The organism is Coprococcus aceti, assembly GCF_025567285.1.
GTDB classification, from domain to species: domain Bacteria; phylum Bacillota; class Clostridia; order Lachnospirales; family Lachnospiraceae; genus Coprococcus; species Coprococcus aceti.
Genome location: NZ_JAOQJT010000010.1, coordinates 39,549 through 58,748 on the forward strand (window position 1 = coordinate 39,549; position 19,200 = coordinate 58,748).

The 19,200-nt window shown below is 44.5% G+C and carries 14 protein-coding genes; 1 reads left to right on the top strand and 13 read right to left on the bottom strand.

The features are described 5' to 3' along the window. Positions 1 to 91: 91 nt before the first annotated feature. From OCV54_RS12325 to OCV54_RS12380, 12 genes are all read right to left on the bottom strand, one after another. Positions 92 to 1,207, bottom strand: coding sequence for a 5-methyltetrahydropteroyltriglutamate--homocysteine S-methyltransferase (locus OCV54_RS12325; protein ID WP_055224272.1), 1,116 nt, complete (start codon positions 1,205 to 1,207; stop codon positions 92 to 94). A gap of 282 nt (positions 1,208 to 1,489) precedes the next feature. Then, positions 1,490 to 3,334: an ABC transporter ATP-binding protein gene (locus OCV54_RS12330; protein WP_015533450.1), complete on the bottom strand. Its 1,845-nt coding sequence runs from the start codon at positions 3,332 to 3,334 to the stop codon at positions 1,490 to 1,492. A gap of 3 nt (positions 3,335 to 3,337) precedes the next feature. Then, positions 3,338 to 5,530 (bottom strand): ABC transporter ATP-binding protein, encoded by a 2,193-nt coding sequence (locus OCV54_RS12335; protein WP_015533451.1) that lies wholly within the window; start codon positions 5,528 to 5,530, stop codon positions 3,338 to 3,340. A 436-nt stretch (positions 5,531 to 5,966) separates the two neighbouring features. Beyond that, the gene (locus OCV54_RS12340; RefSeq protein WP_055224275.1) at positions 5,967 to 6,173 is read right to left on the bottom strand and encodes a FeoA domain-containing protein; all 207 of its coding nucleotides are present in this window, start codon (positions 6,171 to 6,173) and stop codon (positions 5,967 to 5,969) included. A gap of 280 nt (positions 6,174 to 6,453) precedes the next feature. Beyond that, positions 6,454 to 7,479 carry a branched-chain amino acid aminotransferase gene (locus tag OCV54_RS12345; protein ID WP_055224277.1) on the bottom strand — a complete coding sequence of 342 codons (1,026 nt, stop codon included), beginning with the start codon at positions 7,477 to 7,479 and terminating at the stop codon, positions 6,454 to 6,456. A 185-nt stretch (positions 7,480 to 7,664) separates the two neighbouring features. Beyond that, positions 7,665 to 8,219 carry a flavin reductase family protein gene (locus tag OCV54_RS12350; RefSeq protein WP_055224279.1) on the bottom strand — a complete coding sequence of 185 codons (555 nt, stop codon included), beginning with the start codon at positions 8,217 to 8,219 and terminating at the stop codon, positions 7,665 to 7,667. Between the two features lie 78 nt (positions 8,220 to 8,297). Then, positions 8,298 to 9,437 (bottom strand): SLC13 family permease, encoded by a 1,140-nt coding sequence (locus OCV54_RS12355; RefSeq protein WP_055224281.1) that lies wholly within the window; start codon positions 9,435 to 9,437, stop codon positions 8,298 to 8,300. Then, complete coding sequence (locus OCV54_RS12360) at positions 9,434 to 9,979, bottom strand: hypothetical protein (protein ID WP_015533455.1); 546 nt, start codon at positions 9,977 to 9,979, stop codon at positions 9,434 to 9,436. Before OCV54_RS12360 ends, OCV54_RS12355 begins: the two co-directional genes overlap by 4 nt. A gap of 117 nt (positions 9,980 to 10,096) precedes the next feature. Continuing rightward, the gene (locus tag OCV54_RS12365) at positions 10,097 to 11,575 is read right to left on the bottom strand and encodes a glycerate kinase (RefSeq protein ID WP_262563456.1); all 1,479 of its coding nucleotides are present in this window, start codon (positions 11,573 to 11,575) and stop codon (positions 10,097 to 10,099) included. Positions 11,576 to 11,645: 70 nt separating this feature from the next. Continuing rightward, positions 11,646 to 13,547, bottom strand: a complete 1,902-nt coding sequence (locus OCV54_RS12370; protein WP_055224283.1) for a fibronectin type III domain-containing protein — start codon at positions 13,545 to 13,547, stop codon at positions 11,646 to 11,648. 225 nt (positions 13,548 to 13,772) lie between these two features. After that, the gene (locus OCV54_RS12375) at positions 13,773 to 15,257 is read right to left on the bottom strand and encodes a helix-turn-helix domain-containing protein (protein WP_055224285.1); all 1,485 of its coding nucleotides are present in this window, start codon (positions 15,255 to 15,257) and stop codon (positions 13,773 to 13,775) included. A 166-nt stretch (positions 15,258 to 15,423) separates the two neighbouring features. Further along, a complete protein-coding gene (locus tag OCV54_RS12380) occupies positions 15,424 to 16,803 on the bottom strand; it encodes an MATE family efflux transporter (protein ID WP_242859658.1) in 1,380 nt (459 codons plus the stop codon). Positions 16,804 to 17,295: 492 nt separating this feature from the next. Between OCV54_RS12380 and OCV54_RS12385 the strand changes: the two genes are divergently transcribed. Beyond that, the gene (locus tag OCV54_RS12385) at positions 17,296 to 18,150 is read left to right on the top strand and encodes an ROK family protein (protein ID WP_055224287.1); all 855 of its coding nucleotides are present in this window, start codon (positions 17,296 to 17,298) and stop codon (positions 18,148 to 18,150) included. A 63-nt stretch (positions 18,151 to 18,213) separates the two neighbouring features. On the opposite strand, the gene OCV54_RS12390 is transcribed toward OCV54_RS12385, so the two are convergent. Continuing rightward, a complete protein-coding gene (locus OCV54_RS12390) occupies positions 18,214 to 19,194 on the bottom strand; it encodes a glycosyltransferase family 2 protein (protein WP_055224290.1) in 981 nt (326 codons plus the stop codon). Positions 19,195 to 19,200: the final 6 nt, after the last annotated feature.

The window sequence follows — 19,200 nt, forward strand, 5'->3', positions numbered from 1 at the left end:
GGCTTGTATATAACAGATTTCATAACACAAAAAAGCGGCGAACAGATTCTTGCTTCTGTTCGCCGCCACTTCACTTCTATAATATTCTGTTTTATGACCAGACTTCCTCTGCTATCTCCTTAACGAGCTTGAGCTTTGCCCACTGCTCATCCTCTGTCAGCTTGTTTCCGATCTCACATGATGCAAATCCGCACTGAGGGCTCAGGCATAATCTGTCAAGTGGTACATACTTTGCAGCCTCATGGATCCTTGCAATGACCTTCTCCTTATCCTCAAGAACCGGAGACTTTGTTGTGATGAGTCCGAGCACGACCTTCTTGTTCTCTGAAACCTTTGCAAGAGGTGCAAATCCGCCTGATCTCTCATCATCATACTCAAGGAACAGCGCATCCACATTCTCATTTGCAAATACGTAATCTGCAACTGTGTCATAAGGACCACTGGTGAAGAATGTTGAGTGATAATTTCCTCTGCAGATATGTGATGTAATAACCATATCCTCCGGCTTTCCCTCCAATGCAAGGTTGTTCACTGCAAGCAGCTCTTTCTTGACATCCTCAAGTGATATTCCAAGTGCCTTATATCTCTGCTTTGCGGCATCCCCCACTATGGCGCCCCATGTACAATCGTCAAGCTGAAGATTTCGACAGCCTGCATCATAAAACTGCTTAATTACATCCTGATAAGCCTTTCCAATGTCCTGGATAAGCTCCTCATTTGCAGGATAGAACTTCCTTGTGTTTGCAATATTGTCAGGTACTATCATCTGCTGAAATGTCTGTGCTGGAGCCGGTATCGTATACTTTGCAACAGTATTCTCATCCTCGAACTGCTTTAAGAACTTAAAATATTCAACAAATGGGTGCGCCTTTGCCTTTATCTTGCCTACAAGATAAGTGTCGTCAAGAACTGCAAGCTCTGCATCGAATTTCACACCATTTCCAGTGTTCTCATGGGCAACGCCATCAAGTCCCCACATAAAGTCAAGATGCCAGAATGTTCTTCTGAACTCGCCATCTGTGATCGCATGGAATCCAAGTTCCTTCTGCTTTGCAACGACCTTGGTAATCTCCTCATTCACAACTTTGTCGAACTCCTCCTTGGTGATCTTTCCGTCCCTGTATGCTGCCTTCGCATCCTTGAGTGCCTGTGGTCTCAGAAAGCTTCCTACAAAATCGTATCTGAAAGGTGTCTGTAATTTGCTCATATGTCTTTATCCTCCGTAGTGTTTTCTCGTTTTCTTAACTTGAGGATATTCTAACAGGGGAGGGATTCTATGGAAAATACTATTATTTTGAGGCTTGCCATAGTTTTAAACTATGGAGCATGATAAGAGTACTCCACTATCAATGCTTAAAATTCTATAAACCGCCAAATCTATAACAAAAAGCCTGCATAATCCCTATGTGAAATCATCCACAATGACAATCGTCAAATATGATTTCATATAGGCTTATACAGGCTTTCATACCCTATTATTCAATATTCTTTAACTCCACTGCGAGTTATACAGATCCGCATAGAATCCATTCTGCGCCATGAGCTCGTCATGGTTACCTTGCTCTATGATGTCACCGTCCTTCATAACAAGGATTATGTCTGCATTCTTGATGGTTGACAGTCTGTGGGCTATGACAAAGCTTGTCCTGCCCTTCATCAGATTGTCCATGGCTCTCTGAATCCTGTGTTCTGTTCTCGTATCGACTGACGATGTAGCCTCATCGAGGATCAGGACCGGATTGTCAGCAAGAATTGCTCTTGCGATAGTTAAGAGCTGTTTCTGTCCCTGGGAGATATTTGTTATCTCCTCATTGAGCTCCATGTTGTATCCACCCGGAAGTGCCGAGATAAATCTATGTGCATGAGCTGCCTTTGCCGCTGCGATAACTTCCTCATCCGTAGCGTCCAATCTTCCATATCTGATATTCTCCATGATAGTGCCCTTGAACAGCCATGTATCCTGAAGCACCATGCCAAATACATCCCTGAGTTCACGCCTGTTGAAGTCCTTAATATTGTGTCCGTCCAGAAGTATAGCACCGCCATTCACGTCGTAGAATCTCATGAGCAGCTTGACCATGGTGGTCTTGCCCGCTCCGGTAGGTCCGACTATGGCTACCTGCTGTCCCGGTTTTACATGGGCTGAGAAATCCTTGATGATGATCTGATCCGGATTGTAGCCAAACTTTACATGTTCAAATGTAACTTCACCCTTGATTCCCTCTGTGGATACAGGATTCTCTACTATCTGCTCCTCTTCTTTCTCTTCAAGAAGTTCAAATACTCGCTCAGCGGCTGCTGCCATCTGCTGCATCATATTTGTGACCTGGGCAACCTGCTGAACTGGCTGTGTGAGGTTCTTCACGTACTGTATAAATGCCTGGATATCACCTATCTGGATAGTTCCTCTGATCGCCAGAGCCGCACCTGATATGGCAACTGCCACATAGCCCAGATTACCGACAAACATCATAATAGGCTGCATCAGTCCTGAGAAGAACTGTGACTTCCATGCTGACTTGTACAGAGTCTCATTTGTCTCATGGAACTCTCTTCTAACGTCGTTCTCCTTATTGAACGCTTTTATGACATTGTGTCCGCCATACACCTCTTCAACCTGACCATTTATGTGTCCCACGTATTCCTGCTGCTGCTTGAAGAATCTCTGGGATTTCTTGATGACAAACATCATGAGCATGATACTTATCGGAAGTATCAGCACTGATATAAGTGTCATAAGCGGGCTGATCGTGAGCATCATCACTATTACACCGATGACTGTGCTAACCGATGTGATGAGCTGTGTGATACTCTGGTTCAGACCATTTCCCATGGTGTCTATATCGTTTGTGATCCTTGAAAGTACCTCGCCATAGGTTCTGCTCTCAAAGTAGCTCATCGGCATCCTGTTGATCTTCTCGGACACCTCACGTCTCATCCTGTAGCACACCTTCTGTGTGATACCGGTCATGATGAAGCCCTGTACAAAGCTAAATGCCACACTCAGCACATACAGACCAAGACAGAACAGCAATATCTTACCGATATACGTGAAATCAATTCCGCCGTTGCCTGTTATCTTGTTCATGATCCCCTCGGACAGGGCTGTTGTCGCCTTGCCGAGCACCTTCGGACATACTACGTTGAATACCGTACTTCCAATTGCAAATATAGCAACGACAACAACCGCTGCCTTGTACTTGCCTATGTATCTAAATAACTTTCCTATCGTTCCCTTGAAGTCCTTGGCTTTCTCGCCGCCCATCATAGGACCGTGACCTCTTCTAGGGCCTTTGAAACTTCTCTGATTATTTGTCTGATTCTGTTCTGCCATGTCCTACACCTGCCTTTCTGAGTCAGTTCCAAGACTGGCCGCTATCTCCGATGGAGAAAGCTGCGACTCGGCTATCTGCCTGTACTCCTCACAGGTCTGCAAGAGTTCCTTGTGAGTTCCCTTGCCGACTATCGTACCCTCGTCAAGCACAAGTATCTGATCTGCTGAGAGTATAGTGCTTACACGCTGTGCAACGATAAATACCGTGCTGTCATTTACGTGCTCGCCAAGCGCCTTTCTAACTGCCACATCCGTCTTGAAATCAAGCGCCGAAAAGCTGTCGTCAAATATCAGGATCTTCGGCTTTCTCGCTATGGCTCTGGCTATAGCAAGACGCTGTTTCTGACCGCCGGACACATTTCCACCACCCTGAGCAACCGCACTGTCGTAACCATGCTCCTTCTCCTCTATGAAGTCGGATGCCTGGGAAATCTCAGCTGCAAGCTTGACATCTTCATCAGATGCATCCGGCGCGCCGAATCTTATATTGGATGCAATCGTTCCTGAGAACAGAATTCCCTTCTGCGGAACAAAACCGATATTCTGTCTCACGCTCTCCATGGTGAGGTCTCTTATATCCTGTCCGTCTATTGTTATCGAGCCCTCCGTAACATCATAGAATCTCGGGAGGAGCTGAACCAGTGTACTCTTACCACAACCGGTACTTCCTATGATCGCCGTAGTCTGTCCAGGCTTGGCCTCAAATGAGATATTCTCAAGTACATTCTCATCTGCGCCCGGATATGCAAATGCGACATTGTCATACTTTACGACACCCCTTGGTGCTTCAAGCTTCTTTGCTCCGGCTGCATCCTGAACTGTCACATCCGTATCTATGATCTCCTGTATTCTGTCTGCTGCCACGCTGGCACGAGGGAGCATGACTGACATCATGCTGAGCATAAGGAATGACATAATGATAAGCATTGTATATGTAATAAATGCAGTCATTGATCCTACCTGAAGGACACCCGCATCGATCTTGTGGGCTGCCACCCACTCTATAAGTATGCTTATTGCATACATGATGAACATGAGTATAGGCATTGCAAATGTCATGACTCTGTTGACGAACAAGGTGTTCTTCGTCAGGTCTTTATTTGCCTCATCGAATCTCTCTTCCTCGCGTTCCTCTCTGCCAAATGCCCTGATAACCGGGATACCTGTAAGTATCTCTCTTGACACAAGGTTTACTCTGTCCACCAGTGTCTGCATAACTTTAAACTTTGGCATGGCAATGACCATAAGCGTTCCCATGAGGATCACAACTGCTGCTATACCGATGAATATTACCCAGCCCATTCCGGCTCCGTTCCCAACAACCTTGACGATTCCTCCAATAGAAAGTATCGGTGCATATAGAACCATTCTGAGCATCATAACTGTAACCATCTGTATCTGCTGGACATCATTTGTAGATCTCGTTATAAGAGATGCAGTTGAGAACTTGTTGATCTCAGCATCCGAAAATGCGATAACCTTGTTGAACACCTTCTCTCTGAGTCCGCAGGCAACGCTTGCCGCAACCCTTGACGCCACAAGTCCTATGAGAACCGCAGCTGCTGCCATGAGAAGTGACATTCCAAGCATCTTCACCGCTGCCCACTTCAGATATGACATCTGTCCTGCCTTATAATCGTAGCCAAAGCTGTCATAGCATATCCTTGTACATGCGATGGCTGTGGATTCCATATAATCCTCCCCCATGCTATCGAGCATGCCGTCAACCGTAGGTTTCATCTGTTCACCGATCTGCGCCCACATCTCCTCCGGCATCTCGTCAAGGGTGATTCCCATCTTATCAAGTCCTGCCTTGATCTCATTGTCCTCGTCAGAGTTCACCATCTGATATGGATAGTAATACATCATAAGCCCCTTCATACAGGCACTATCCACTTCGTCTATGTGTTTCTCGCCGTCTTCTGTCAGGTAATAATAACCATCCGAACCATCTTTATAATATTTCTTCCATACGGCTTTCTCATCGTCATCCATAAATCCGTCTATCACTTTGTAGGCTTTCTCCGGGATCTGTTTCGGACTGCAGTTCTCTATACCGTAGTTCTGTATACCGGTATCTATGAGCTTTGAGGTGTAGTCCGGAAGTGACAGATCACAGTATGCCTGCAGAACGAGAAGCAGGGCTATGATAATGACCGACTTCCAATACGGCTTCAGATTTCTGAATATCTGCATGTCATTTCCTCCTTGAACAATTATTGATCAGATGAATGTATCCCCCTCTAGTCTTTCTATGTGCACAACATAACATCACCTGTACCGGATCGCTCCCGCTCATTTCGGCCTACAGCGGTACTAAGGACCGGTGGCCTCAAATGTCCTGTACAGGTGATGTTATGTTGTACACGTTAATATACATTATGCAGGGATACATTCATCTGATATCTACGCTTTCTTCTGACGGAGAAAATGCCATGCTTTAGCTGACGTTGTTTTCCCCTTTACATTTCCAAGCGTATTCTTACTTTATTTGAATATCTTTGAAAGTTTATCATTGCTTATATTCTCAGTCAATTAAATATCTATAAAGATTTAATTATTTTTATTACAAAAATACGACAGTCGCTGTTCTCCAGCAACTGCCGTTTTTTCCGTTTCTTCCGCTTTCAATCTAAGCTAGCTTTATCCGCTCCGCCGCGTCCCTTGTTATCGCTAGTCTTTTTCCATTTACTTTGATTATCACATTGCCAAAGTAAGACGATACGACCTGCACCTGATCTCCGGTCTCAAGCTGACATGCGCCGAACAGGGATCTGTCCGCGCAGTTCCAAGCTATCTCACCTGAGAAACCGTTTACTGCATCTGATAATGACATCATAGTAACCACCCCTTCAAAATAATAGATTTCATGAATCATCTTATGTATCAACGCACTATCCGATATACAATTTATCTTTCGTTCCTTCTATTGTCTACACAATTATAACTCTTCAGGGTCGGTGCAAGTCAATTCTAATTGTTAGTATATGGGGCTAATCTTTCTTACACCGAACTAACTTGGATACACAAAAACCCCACCGACATCCGACTTACCATCAGACATCAGTGGGGTTATAATGTTCTCAATATTTATTATCTTACACCGAATTACTTGATCATTACTCGATTACCTTAAGCCATCCCTCTGGACCTTCGATTCTGCCCATCTGGATTCCTGTAAGAGTATCATACAGCTTCTGGATAACTGGTTCCATCTTCTCCATACCGCTTGGGAAACAGATCTCCTTGCCGTGGTCGTTGATCTTGCCTACAGGTGAGATAACTGCTGCTGTACCGCACAGACCGCACTCTGCAAAATCCTTAACCTCATCGAAGTATACTTCTCTCTCCTCAGCCTCAAGTCCAAGGATATCCTTTGCAACTACCATCAGTGAACGTCTTGTGATCGATGGGAGGATACTATTTGACTTAGGTGTAACTACCTTGCCGTCCTTTGTAACGAAGATGAAGTTTGCTCCACCTGTCTCCTCAACCTTTGTTCTTGTAGCTGCATCGAGATACATATTCTCATCGAATCCCTCTTTGTGTGCTGTAACTATTGCATGAAGGCTCATTGCATAGTTAAGACCAGCCTTGATGTGTCCTGTTCCGTGAGGTGCTGCTCTATCGAAATCTGAAACCTTGATTGTGATAGGCTTTGCACCGCCCTTGAAGTAAGGACCAACTGGTGTTGTGAGGATTCTGAACTGATACTCGTCTGCCGGCTTAACACCTATAACTGGATTTGAACCGAACATATATGGTCTGATATATAATGTAGCACCTGATCCGTAAGGTGGTACATAATCAATATTTGCCTTTACTGTATCTACTATTGCCTGTACAAATCTATCCTCTGGGAAAGGTGGCATCTCAAGTCTTCTTGCTGAGTCTGCCATTCTGCTTGCGTTGAGGTCAGGACGGAAACATACAACACGTCCATCCTCTGTTCTGTAAGCCTTCATTCCCTCGAAAACTGTCTGAGCGTACTGAAGAACACCTGCGCACTCGTTTAATACTACGTTAGGATCCTCTGTGAGTGTACCCTCATCCCATGCACCATCCTTATAATTTGCTACAAATCTCTTATCTGTCTGAACATAGCCAAATCCAAGGTTTGCCCAATCGATATTCTTCTTATCCATATCTACATCTTCCTTTCACTTTAGCTTGTGCTTTTTTGTATGTGTCTGTTATATCACATTATTTCGCCTTTTTCCATATGTATATTGAACATTTGCTTGAAAAATTAAGGTTTTTCTTCCAAAAATGGCTAATTTTTTCATGTTACAATGTACAATTTGATGATTTTCCCAAGTTACAAGCTTGTCTACTTCAACTTATTACCCTCTGAGAAAGCATCGCCAACCCTGTCGCCGAGTGCAAAATATCCATGTCCGATGGTGTCAAACACGATCGGATGGAACTCTTCATATGTGATCTCGCCGTCATCGCCCAGGATACGGTCGTCTGCAACAACATTTACAATCTCGCCGAGGAACTTGTCCCCGTCTATGATCTCCTTGAGCTTGCACTCCATTGTCAGTGAAAGCTCGTTGATGACTGGAGCATTTACAAACTCGCTCTTTCTGGTTGTAAAACCAGCCTTCTTCATCTTGTCTGGCTCGTCATTTGCCGACACGATTCCCACATAGTCACAGGCTACCACATGCTCTGCATCAGCAATGGCAACTGTGAACGCTTTGTTCAGCTTTATATTCTCGGTAGTCTTATGACTTCCAAGGTCAAATATGATCTCATTTGCTCCGACTATTCCGCCCCATGCCGCATTCATGACATTTGCATTGCCATCGGCATCGTATGTTCCGATCATCATGACCGGTTGTGGCACCAGCATAGGTTTTGCACCAAGATTCTTACTCATATTATCTGCCTCCTTAATTTGAAGAAACTTACCTTTCTATTTTATGACTACTGCCATCTAAGGGCAATATTTTTCTGGCTAAAATATTATTTCCCACATGCATATAAGCACCACCAGGAACAGCACATTTGCAAATGTGAAGTATACCAGATATCTTCCTCTGGCGCCCTTGTCCTGTCTCGCCACGTATTTGAACGAGATCAGGCTCGCCATGGACGCTATAAGAGTTCCAAGTCCGCCGAGATTGGTGCCGACTATCAGATCCGTGTATCTGTCTGTAAACCCCGACAACAAAACCGCAGCCGGAACATTGCTTATGACCTGACTTGCAAGTACTGATGTGATCATCTCATGCCCGCCAAGAACACTCTCCACAAATGTCCTAAATTCTTCTATTCTTCCCATGTTTCCGATAAACACGAAGAATCCCACAAATGTGAATATCAGCGAATAGTCTACCTTCAGCAGCAATCTTCTCTGACATATAAGGACTACCACAAGCACTACCGCAAATGTCACCCAGTATGGGACGATCCGCGCCACGGTGAGCAATGACAACACAAAAAGTATGCTATATATACCCACCAGCTTCCTGTTCACCTGTATATCACTGCCTGAAAGTCTGATCTCAAGCTGCCTGTTTTTTCCTTTCATACATACTATGATCCATATCACAAGAAGCGCTGCCGATGCCACTGTATATGGCAACATAAGCAATACAAACCTGCCTGCGCTGATCCCTGCAAGTCCGTACAAGTACAGATTCTGCGGGTTGCCTATAGGTGTCAGCATGCTTCCAAGGTTCGCAGCTATGGTCTGGAGGGTTATCACCGGCACCATCCATCTGGTGAGTACTTCCTCTCCTGCCATACCAAGGACCGTGAGTGTCATCGGTACAAATGTTATGAGCGACACATCATTTGTGATAAACATGCTGAAAAAGAAACACATGAATATCAGGACAATTGTCACCGCCCGGAGCGAACCCATACGATTTATCATACTTTTCGCTATGATGCCAAACATCCCCTGCTGTGAAAATCCCGCGACCACTGTCATAAGACAGAAAAGTATCGCAAGTGTCCTGAAATCTATGTAGTCCACATACGCGCTGTCCGGAGGCACGATAAATGCCGATATCACCGCCAGCAGAAGTGCCACGGTGAGCACTGTCTCTTTGCGGACAAATTCTCTGATTTTCTTTATACCCCCGATCATGGTCTGAATGTCCTGAGTGCCTCTATAGTCTTGGTGATCAATTCATCAAGTGACCAACCAAGCATATCTGCACCTCTTTCGATGACCTCCCTGGAGCATCCCGCAGCAAATCCCTTGCTCTTGTATTTCTTCTTAACTGACTTGAGTTCCAGATCTTGAACACTCTTTGATGGTCTCATAAGTGTAACCGCTCCGATAAGTCCTGTAAGCTCGTCCACAGCATAGAGAACCTTCTCCATCTCATGTTCTGGTTTTATGTCAACCGTGATACCATAGCCATGGCTTGCCGTCGCATGTATGATCCTCTCGTCAACACCGTGCGCTCTCATGATCTCCTGGGACTTGATGCAATGCTGCTCAGGATACTGTTCAAAGTCCAGATCGTGAAGCAGTCCGACTATTCCCCAGAACTCTTCCTCATCGCCATAACCAAGTTCCCTTGCAAAATACCTCATGGTTCCCTCTACGATCTGTGCATGCTCCAGATGAAACTCATCCTTGTTGTACTCTGTGAGTAATTCCCACGCTTCTTCTCTTGTCATCTTTTTATTCTCCTCGTATTATATAGTAGTAAATTTATTTCCTTGCATATCTCTTCATTTTTTGCAGAAAAAATTCACACGCCTCTGATTCTGTTTCAAACAAATTCAATCCCATATCTATCTAAGCAGTGCAGGTCTGCACACACGTGCCGACATCTGTTCCTTGAGTCCTGTGATCTTTGCGGCACACGTCGTCAAATTCGCCGCAGCATTTTCAGGCTTCATCGCCGTTCTCACCTGCTCCGGATCACTGTCATCTATCCCAAGCACATTGTTTACCGCATAGCACTCATTGAACACTCCTTCTTTGACGCAGTTCTCCGCGCCATCCCCAAGACATCCTCCTATGGCGATCACATATTTGCCGTGTTTCTTTGCAAGCTTTGCGACTCCCAATGGGGTCTTGCCCATCATGGTCTGGGCATCTATCCTGCCCTCACCGGTTATTACAGTATCCGCCCATTCTACGTCCGCCTCAAGCCCTGTCTCAGACAAAACTATATCAATTCCTGGCGTTAGTTTTCCGCCGAGGAACATGAGAAATGCATATCCGAGACCACCCGCAGCGCCGGCGCCTAGTGTATACCTGTCGAATTTTCCTGTTTCATTTTCACCTACAGGCTCTGTATCTACGTCAGTTTTTTCATATCCACAGTCAATAAGCTGTGCCGATTTGCTCAAACCTTCTACCGATTCTTCTACAATATCAGCATAATGCTTCATGTATTCTTCCATGAGCTCAACAGTCTCCGCATTTGCCCCCTTCTGTGGTGCAAATACCCGGCTGCATCCGAGCTCACCTACAAGTGGATTCGTCACATCACAGGCGATACGGAATGAACAGTGCATTAACTTTGATACAAATTCCACTTCGCCATCACCTGTCACACGAGAAACTTCAGCTTCTTTCTGGCCAGATTTATTGTCAATACCAAACATACCATCAGGTCTGATCATACGCTCCAGGACGCCAAGTCCCGCCGCTCCATATGGCACATCTTTCCCATCCGCATCAAGACAGGAAAATCCAAGAGCCTGAAGCATTCCTATCCCGCCGTCATTCGTTGCACTACCACCTATCCCGATGATAAAACGCTCACATCCCTTTGAAACGGCATCATTTATCATCTCACCGACACCATATGTAGTCGTATGCATCGGATCTCTCCGGTTCTCCGGAACAAGTGGAAGCCCCGCCGCCGCTGCCATCTCCATGACAGCAGTTCGCCCGTCTGCGGCATTATATATTGTATATTCCGCAGTGATCCTATCACCAAGCGGTCCGGTCACATAACATCGCTCTCTGCTGACACCATCTCTTCCATATATAAGAGCATCAGTAGTGCCCTCTCCGCCATCAGCCACAGGACGTACCCTGACCTCTGTATCCGGCAATATTGACTTTATTCCTTTTTTTATGGCATTCCCCGCTTCAAGACTCGTCATGCTTCCCTTGAAAGAGTCAACCGCCACAAGTATCTTCTTCATAATAACTCCTGTCTGTATACTGAAGCACCAGTCATCCATCTTTGTACATGGCTGAAGCTTCACATCGACTTTGTATATTATAATACCATCTGCAATTTTTGCACACAAAAAGTGGGGCGTATACAAAACTGTTGTTATGTTCTGTATACGCCCCGTTGTTCAAAAGGATGTTATTAAGCTATTTTACTTTAACTGATTTCGCCTTGCTCCACGCAGAGTAAAATGTCACTGACTTTCCATTTATCTTTACTGTCTTGTAGGTTCTCACACGTACATAATATGTCTTTCTACTCGCAAGCTTCTTGACACTTGTTCTGATCGTCTTGTTCTTGCTTACAGTCTTTACCTTTGTGCCACTTCTGAAATTCTTATTTGCACAATACTGTAACTGGTAACCCGTTGTCTGTGTCATCTGCTTGTTCCATCTGACTGTCATGTTGCCCTTGCCGGACGCAGTCGCAGCAATGGTGGTTCCCTTCGGATTGATGGTGAAATACATTGTCTTCGAATCCTTATATTTATTTCCGCACAATGTGACCTTGACCGAATATTTTCCTACATTTTTTCTCCCCGCACTGTAGGTGGCCTTGTAATCCTTATTCTTTGTCAGAATATTCCCAGCGGCATCTTTTACTGTAACCGCCGGTGTTCTGACCTTTCCATTATATACATACGAAGCCGTATTAAGCTTAATTGTAGACACCTTGGATATTCTGGATGTCGAAAGCTTTTTGCCGCATGACTTACACGTTGTGGTGATGACGCCAGCCTTCGACATTGTTGCTTTTGTTGTCACAGTGTTCACCTTTGTGGCGTGCTTACATACGGTCGTCTTTGCTGTGAGGACGCCAGACGCGGCATTACTATACACCACGTAAGTGTTCTGTATATATTCAAGCTCACCGGATACCTTGTAACCCTGTGACAACATATACTCATTGCTGTAATACTGGTCTCTTGTAAATGAAACATTGTCTTCTGACTTCTCCACCATACAATATGATGACACATTTCCATACTTGTCTGTCACATCGCCAAGTACACCTGCTATGTCATATTTGAAATATGCATAATCTTTGTAGTTATTATCTATTGAATTATATAAAAATACACACTTATCGCCCGTCTTCTCCTCAATGTACACATATGCAGGTGAAGAGGATCTGAAAGAATATCCGGCAACAGATTCTTGTGTATCGGTGTATCCACACTCCTCAGCGTTGAATGTACCCTCTGTAGTCTTCAGCTCATGCATATAATACTTTCCATCGTTTCCTGGTATAGGCATGAGCTCATACTCTGTATATATACGCACATTCTCTGCCTTTATCGTTCCATCTGGATTATACTCGGTACGCACCCCCTCCGTCACAGTATACAATTTCTTATCATCAGCTTTTTTGTACACCTGACAAATGTCACCTTCACCGCTCAGATCAATCTCTATGCTCTGTATCTGCTCATAGTTCATTCTGGTTGCCTGTGTCTTCTGAAGACCGGTCAAACCATTTACAGCAAAACAATCTGCAACCGTTGTGTTCATGGCCAGAACAAGGTTGCCGTCCGTCTTTCCCGCAAATGCGTGTACCTCAGCATTTCCGCTTATCTTGAAGTATGATCTTGTTCCCTCCGGCTGTAAAACTATTGCGTCAGTTGACTTCTGCTTCTCGTTGACATACAATTTACCGTCACCAACGATTTCCACAGAACCGCCATATCCATCTCCCCATGCATACAATGCACTTACATGACTCGTTCCCACGAGCTTGATCTTAAAATCATCGCCCATCATATTGGTAACGACCCTGTAATCCGGCAAATTACAATTGGTGAGTGTCAAAGTGTTCGTACTCTTGTCATACACCGCACCTTTGGCACTGGTAGTTGTTCCTGCCTGCGGAGTCCTGAAGCTGTACACATATATCGCTTCGTTATTATCCGGATTGTAGAACTCAACATATGCAAAGCTCCACTCCTCATCCTCACATGGTCCATTGTTCGCAGCCATCGCCGCGACACCGCCTACCGTCAGAATAAAAATAAACGACAGCAGAAATGTCAATCTCCTGAAATGCTTCATAGTCATTCCCCCTTCTATGATATTCTTCGTCTACAGGTAAGTAACTCACCTGTTGTTTTATGTCATAGATTATAGTCATCTGCTGTCGTTTTCATAACGTTACATATGTCTCAATATGTGCTATATATTCAATTTTACATTCATTCATCACTTTTATCTAATCCATATGTGTATTTTCAATCTGGCACACTTATACTTCCATAGCAATCAACTCTCACGCAATCATCATTCCTCATGCCATCCATAATAATACTGAATAAGGCCTACTCTGGTCTTCGTTCCAGTCTTCTCATTCATGGAAGATATATGCCTATATAGGGATGCCCTTGATATGTACAGCTCATCCGCTATATCCTGTACACTGCCATCAGATACAAGCAACTTCTGCAACACCTCCCGCTCACGTCCAGTGAGGTGATGAGCATCTGCAAAGCATTCAAAATCAACCTCAACTCTTGCGTTAGAATTCTCCGCCGATTTCGTCACTTTTTCTTCATCATATCGTCTATATTGTTCCTTCTGTAGATTTTCAAGCACAAATACCGCAATGCTTATAAGTACGAGCAACAATATGACCACTACACTCATAACCATGATTCCGGGGGAATCTATCAGCATATATGATATTATTCCCACAATACCCGCACCAATGTTGTTGACTGCCCTTCCGGCACCAGACCAAAGCGCTGACCAACGCATTCCATAGGATACATTTATGAATCCTGTCGTGAAATACACTACGAAGAATCCGGCTGCAAGATAGAATACAATCAGACCTATGATAAATGCCCCTCCAAACTCTATGATAAGCATGGCTATAACGGACAACACTGTAACGCAGTACATCATCTGATTCATAAAGCGCTGATCTTTTATATCAAACAAGAAGCCTGCTGCAACTCCGCTTAATGCGAGAAACAACCTTGGCCATTGCCCCACATCTGCCCCGCCCTCAGCGTGGACAACGGTCACAACATTATCCAGTGCGGAAAATATAAACGTCATAAGAAGAACAACCATCACAAGCGCCACAGCCACCGATCCGCTATCAGGAGTTGTTTCGTCACATTTTTCTTTGCAATCCGTTTTGTTCCGCTCATCTACCATGTATGTGTCCGCTTCTGCGTATTCATCTCTGGCCAGAAAAAGTATCACTGCAAGTGCCACTATGGCCAGCGAGAACATAACCATACGCAGGATCACATTGTCTATAAGATTATAATTGATATACTGCAGAAGCAGTCCAAGTGCATATGAAATTCCCACAATTACCGTAAGATGCTTTCTATCCGTATAATCGCGGCTCACATCGTGATACACGCGTCCTCCCATAACACCACACACAATAAAGAATATAATTCCATATAACAGTATCAATTTGCCGGAACACAGTATTATCGCTGCGAGCGCGGCAACCTCCACTATATTCAAAGTAATAATTATTATCTGTTTGATTTTGCTGCCGACATATCTCTCAATCAGTGCATATATGAATAGTCCCACCGCACTGGCCAGCAGTATCACGCTCTGATACAACAGAACACTTCTGGCATCCACAAACTCCGCAGCCCTGCTGTCGAAGAAGAATTCCATACCCAGAAATACAAAGCTGAACAGAGCCAGCGAGATCACACTTCTGATATGCGCCGGTTCAAAGCCTTTTTCATTATTATTTATTTTTTCAACATCCACTGATCTTTCCCCTGACATATATGGTCATCTCCTGTTTATTCTGTATTAAAGATAATATAGCGCTGAATTTTTGTCAAAATATAAAGTATGCTAATTCATAACACCTATATCCCTTGGAATATCAATGTGATTGAATCGAAGAAGGACGCCCCCCAAAAGGCGTCCTTGCTATATTAATTATTATCTATGCATTTTCCGTACCGTCATCTTCTCTCTGACACTTTCTTATATACACAGAAAATCTCACAGATGCGGTGAGTGCTATCACAATCCATGTAAATATATTCGTATACCACACTCCCCAGAATCCCATCTTTAACACATACATCAGTATCAGTGCAAATACTATCCTTCCTCCCACCTCAAGAGCACCATTCAGCATGGAGAACACCACATCCCCCATTCCATTTAATGCGCCTCTCATGGTATATATCGTTCCAAGTGCAATATACATACTTCCGGATATCACAAGTCCCTTTGCGCCAAGCCTTATGACATTCTCCTCCGTCACGAAAAATCCCACAACATTTTCCCTGAAAACTGCTACCAGACAGAACATTGCTGCGCCAAGAGCCAGCGTGATGAGCTCTGTCTGCCATACCGCTCTGCGCACCCTTTCGTACTTGCGTGCGCCACAGTTCTGTCCTGCAAATGTAGACAATGCAAGTCCCAGAGAACTAAACGGCTGGAATATGATTCCCTCAACCTTTCCTGTTGCAGTATATGCAGCCATGACCTCCGGACCATATCCATTTATAAGGGTCTGCAGTATTGAGCAGGATATTGATATCATGGAAGTCTGAACCGCCATTGGTATACCGATACTGAAATCTTCCTTCATTATATCTCTGTCAAACTTGAAATGGCCTCTCTTCAGTCTGAAATAGGGATTGGTTTTCACCGCATAACATATAGAGCCAACGCTAGACAGGATCTGACTGAGAACCGTTGCATATGCGGCACCGGCAACGCCCATATCCATGTATATGACAAACACTATATCAAGCACAACATTTATGGCAGAAGCAATCATGAGAAATATAAGTGGGGTCTTTGAATCCCCAAGTGCCCTTAGCACAGCAGAAATTCCGTTATAAATAGCCACCGCTATCGTAAATCCACAGGTGATCCTCATGTATGTATATGCGTAGTCAAATGTCTCTGCAGGGGTCTTCATGAGCCTTATAATAGGCCCCGCAAAACAATATCCCAGTATACTCATGAGTGCACCAACCGCCAATATAACAAACAATGCATTTGCTATGGCTTTTTTTACCTGCTCTTCTTTCTTCGCTCCAAAATGTCTTGATATGACAACACCTATTCCAGATGCCATTCCATTGCACAAAGAAAAAAACAGGAAACTGATCATTCCAACTGATCCCACACCGCCAAGCGCATTTGCCCCTAGATGACGACCAACCACTATCGAATCAACCAGGCTGTATACCTGCTGAAATAGATTGCCTATAAGTAGCGGAACTGAGAACTTCATGATCAGTTTCATACTGCTTCCCTCTGTCATATCCATAACATATTCTTTTTTGTTCAATACCTTTTCCACTATGTTTGCTCCTTGTATATATTTAGATTATCCATGATATACAAACTCATGAATCACCTTGCAGATTTTCATAGCAGCACCATCCGTATTGTAATCCCTGTGTATTAACCCATATGCCTCATCATAACATAAGTTATGCTAAGGTCAAGAAGCTAAATGGCTAATCTTCTATATACTCAACATAATCTCTTTCATCAGCGAAAAGCTGGTACTCTCCGTCCACATATCCCATATACCCTTCCGAAACAAAATATCCTTTTATCATGATCACGCCTCCTGTACACTTTATCTTCCAAGCTTCAAGCCTCTATCAAGCTCCTTAATATGGCTCTATCTTATCTTGTCAAGTGTCCAAAAAAGCGTACACCAATTCTCTTTTATATTCCACAAGTACCGACGCAAATCCGGGCTTGAAGATAAGTGACACGGCATATATAATGTATATAATTTTGAAAAATTTCTGCCATATAAACATGGCACCAAGGAGGAAATATGTACTACGGCGCACTTGAAGCCGGTGGCACCAAGATGGTTTGTGCCATAGGCGATGCAGACAAGAATATAATAGACAGAATATCCATACCGACGGGCACACCTGACCAGTCCCTGCCTGCCATGATAGATTACTTTAAGAAATATGACATATCCGCTCTCGGAATCGGTACATTTGGCCCGGCCGACATCAATCCTAATTCCCCTACCTACGGCTCCATCATGAGGAGTCCCAAGAAAGATTGGGAGGGATTCAGCCTTTACAAAGCATTTACGGATGCGCTTGGCTGCCTGGTTGTGGTGGACACAGACGTAAACGCAGCAGCCTGGGGTGAATACCTGTATGGAGCACTGAAAGGACTCAACTCGGGAATGTACCTCACTGTTGGAACCGGCATCGGCGGCGGTATAATATCCGATGGCAGACTCATTCACGGCATGGAACACCCGGAGACAGGCCACATCCTCATCCCTAGACGAACCGGCGATGATATACCATGTACCTGCCGATTCCACCAGAGCTGTGTAGAGGGTCTTGCATCCGGCCCTATGCTTGAGCGCAGAACCGGAATGAAAGGCAAAGACATCCCAGCCGACTCACCGGTATGGGATCTTGAAGCATTTTATATAGCTGAGGCACTGGTCAACTACACCATGTGCTACTCAGTTGAGAGGATCGTCCTTGGCGGCGGAGTCATGGACAACAAATTCCTGTTCCCTATGATCCGCAATTACTACACTGAACTGCTGTCGGGTTACATTGACATGCCACAGGTCAAGGACACCGACACATACATTGTTCCCGCAGGGCTCGAGGGAAATCAGGGCATCATAGGTGCTATGAACCTGTTCTGATACACACATTTGTCCACAAAAAAACAGTTTCACCGATCGACTGGTGAAACTGTTTTTTCTTTTCTATGCTGTTGCCTTCTCATACTCCTCAAAGGTCTTATCCATGATAACCTTGTACTTGCCATACTCGGTCTTGTTGTAGAAGCACTCCTCTGAAAGACTCTTGATACCAAACTCCTCGAACCACTCTTCCTTAAGCTTGTTGAACAGAACCTTCTTCTTTGGTCCTGTGATGGTCTCCAGATGCCACAGACTGAAATGCAGTGCATAGTTGATGTAATCCTGCTCATACTCCCAGAAATTGCCGTGGGCTTCAAGCGCCGCCTTGAGTGCCACAAGAGCCTCGTGGAAGCACTGCCATGACTTCTCTCTGGTGTTGGACAATGACTTTGGATTGTTTCTTCTCTGGTGTGCAAGCACCTCGTCCACTATCTCTATATTTGTTGCAAATGCTATCGCTGAAAATACGAACAGCATATCATTCGAAGTTCTGAGCTGCTGGAATCGGAAATGGTTCTCCTCAACATATTCCCTGCTGAAGAGCTTATCCCAAGCCCATCCCACAAACACCTTGAATATATTGCCCGTGAAATTACGAAAATACATTGGTCTGTACGGTGGAAGCTCCTTCTCGTGAAGTGTCCATCTGACCTGAACAAATTCCTGAAGATCCTCTCTGTACTGATCTGATCTGAACACAACTACCTGAGCTCTGGTCTCGTGAGCCTTGCTCCATGCCTTTTCCAGCATGTCCGGCTCAAAGAAATCATCGGAATCCAGAAATGAAAGATACTCTCCGGTCGCGATCTCAAGACCTTTGTTTCTCGCTGCCCCGGCTCCGGCATTTGCCTGCTGTATAACCTTTACACGCTGATCCTTCGCCTCATATTCCTTCAATATCGCCAGAGAATCATCTGTGGAGCCATCATCCACGCAAATGATCTCTATATCCTTAAGTGTCTGACCCACTATACTGTCCATGCACTGGCGCAGATAATCAGACACATTGTAAACAGGAAGAATAACTGATACCTTTGTACCCATAGCTTT

Excerpts from the sequence above, each read along its gene's own strand:
- OCV54_RS12350 (WP_055224279.1), bottom strand. The coding sequence starts at position 8,219 with ATGAGTAAGAATCTTGGTGCAAAACCTATGCTGGTGCCACAACCGGTC.
- OCV54_RS12325 (WP_055224272.1), bottom strand. The coding sequence starts at position 1,207 with ATGAGCAAATTACAGACACCTTTCAGATACGATTTTGTAGGAAGCTTT.
- OCV54_RS12360 (WP_015533455.1), bottom strand. The coding sequence starts at position 9,979 with ATGACAAGAGAAGAAGCGTGGGAATTACTCACAGAGTACAACAAGGAT.
- OCV54_RS12375 (WP_055224285.1), bottom strand. The coding sequence starts at position 15,257 with ATGTCAGGGGAAAGATCAGTGGATGTTGAAAAAATAAATAATAATGAA.
- OCV54_RS12390 (WP_055224290.1), bottom strand. The coding sequence starts at position 19,194 with ATGGGTACAAAGGTATCAGTTATTCTTCCTGTTTACAATGTGTCTGAT.
- OCV54_RS12340 (WP_055224275.1), bottom strand. The coding sequence starts at position 6,173 with ATGATGTCATTATCAGATGCAGTAAACGGTTTCTCAGGTGAGATAGCT.
- OCV54_RS12330 (WP_015533450.1), bottom strand. The coding sequence starts at position 3,334 with ATGGCAGAACAGAATCAGACAAATAATCAGAGAAGTTTCAAAGGCCCT.
- OCV54_RS12345 (WP_055224277.1), bottom strand. The coding sequence starts at position 7,479 with ATGGATAAGAAGAATATCGATTGGGCAAACCTTGGATTTGGCTATGTT.
- OCV54_RS12335 (WP_015533451.1), bottom strand. The coding sequence starts at position 5,530 with ATGCAGATATTCAGAAATCTGAAGCCGTATTGGAAGTCGGTCATTATC.
- OCV54_RS12355 (WP_055224281.1), bottom strand. The coding sequence starts at position 9,437 with ATGATCGGGGGTATAAAGAAAATCAGAGAATTTGTCCGCAAAGAGACA.
- OCV54_RS12370 (WP_055224283.1), bottom strand. The coding sequence starts at position 13,547 with ATGAAGCATTTCAGGAGATTGACATTTCTGCTGTCGTTTATTTTTATT.
- OCV54_RS12385 (WP_055224287.1), top strand. The coding sequence starts at position 17,296 with ATGTACTACGGCGCACTTGAAGCCGGTGGCACCAAGATGGTTTGTGCC.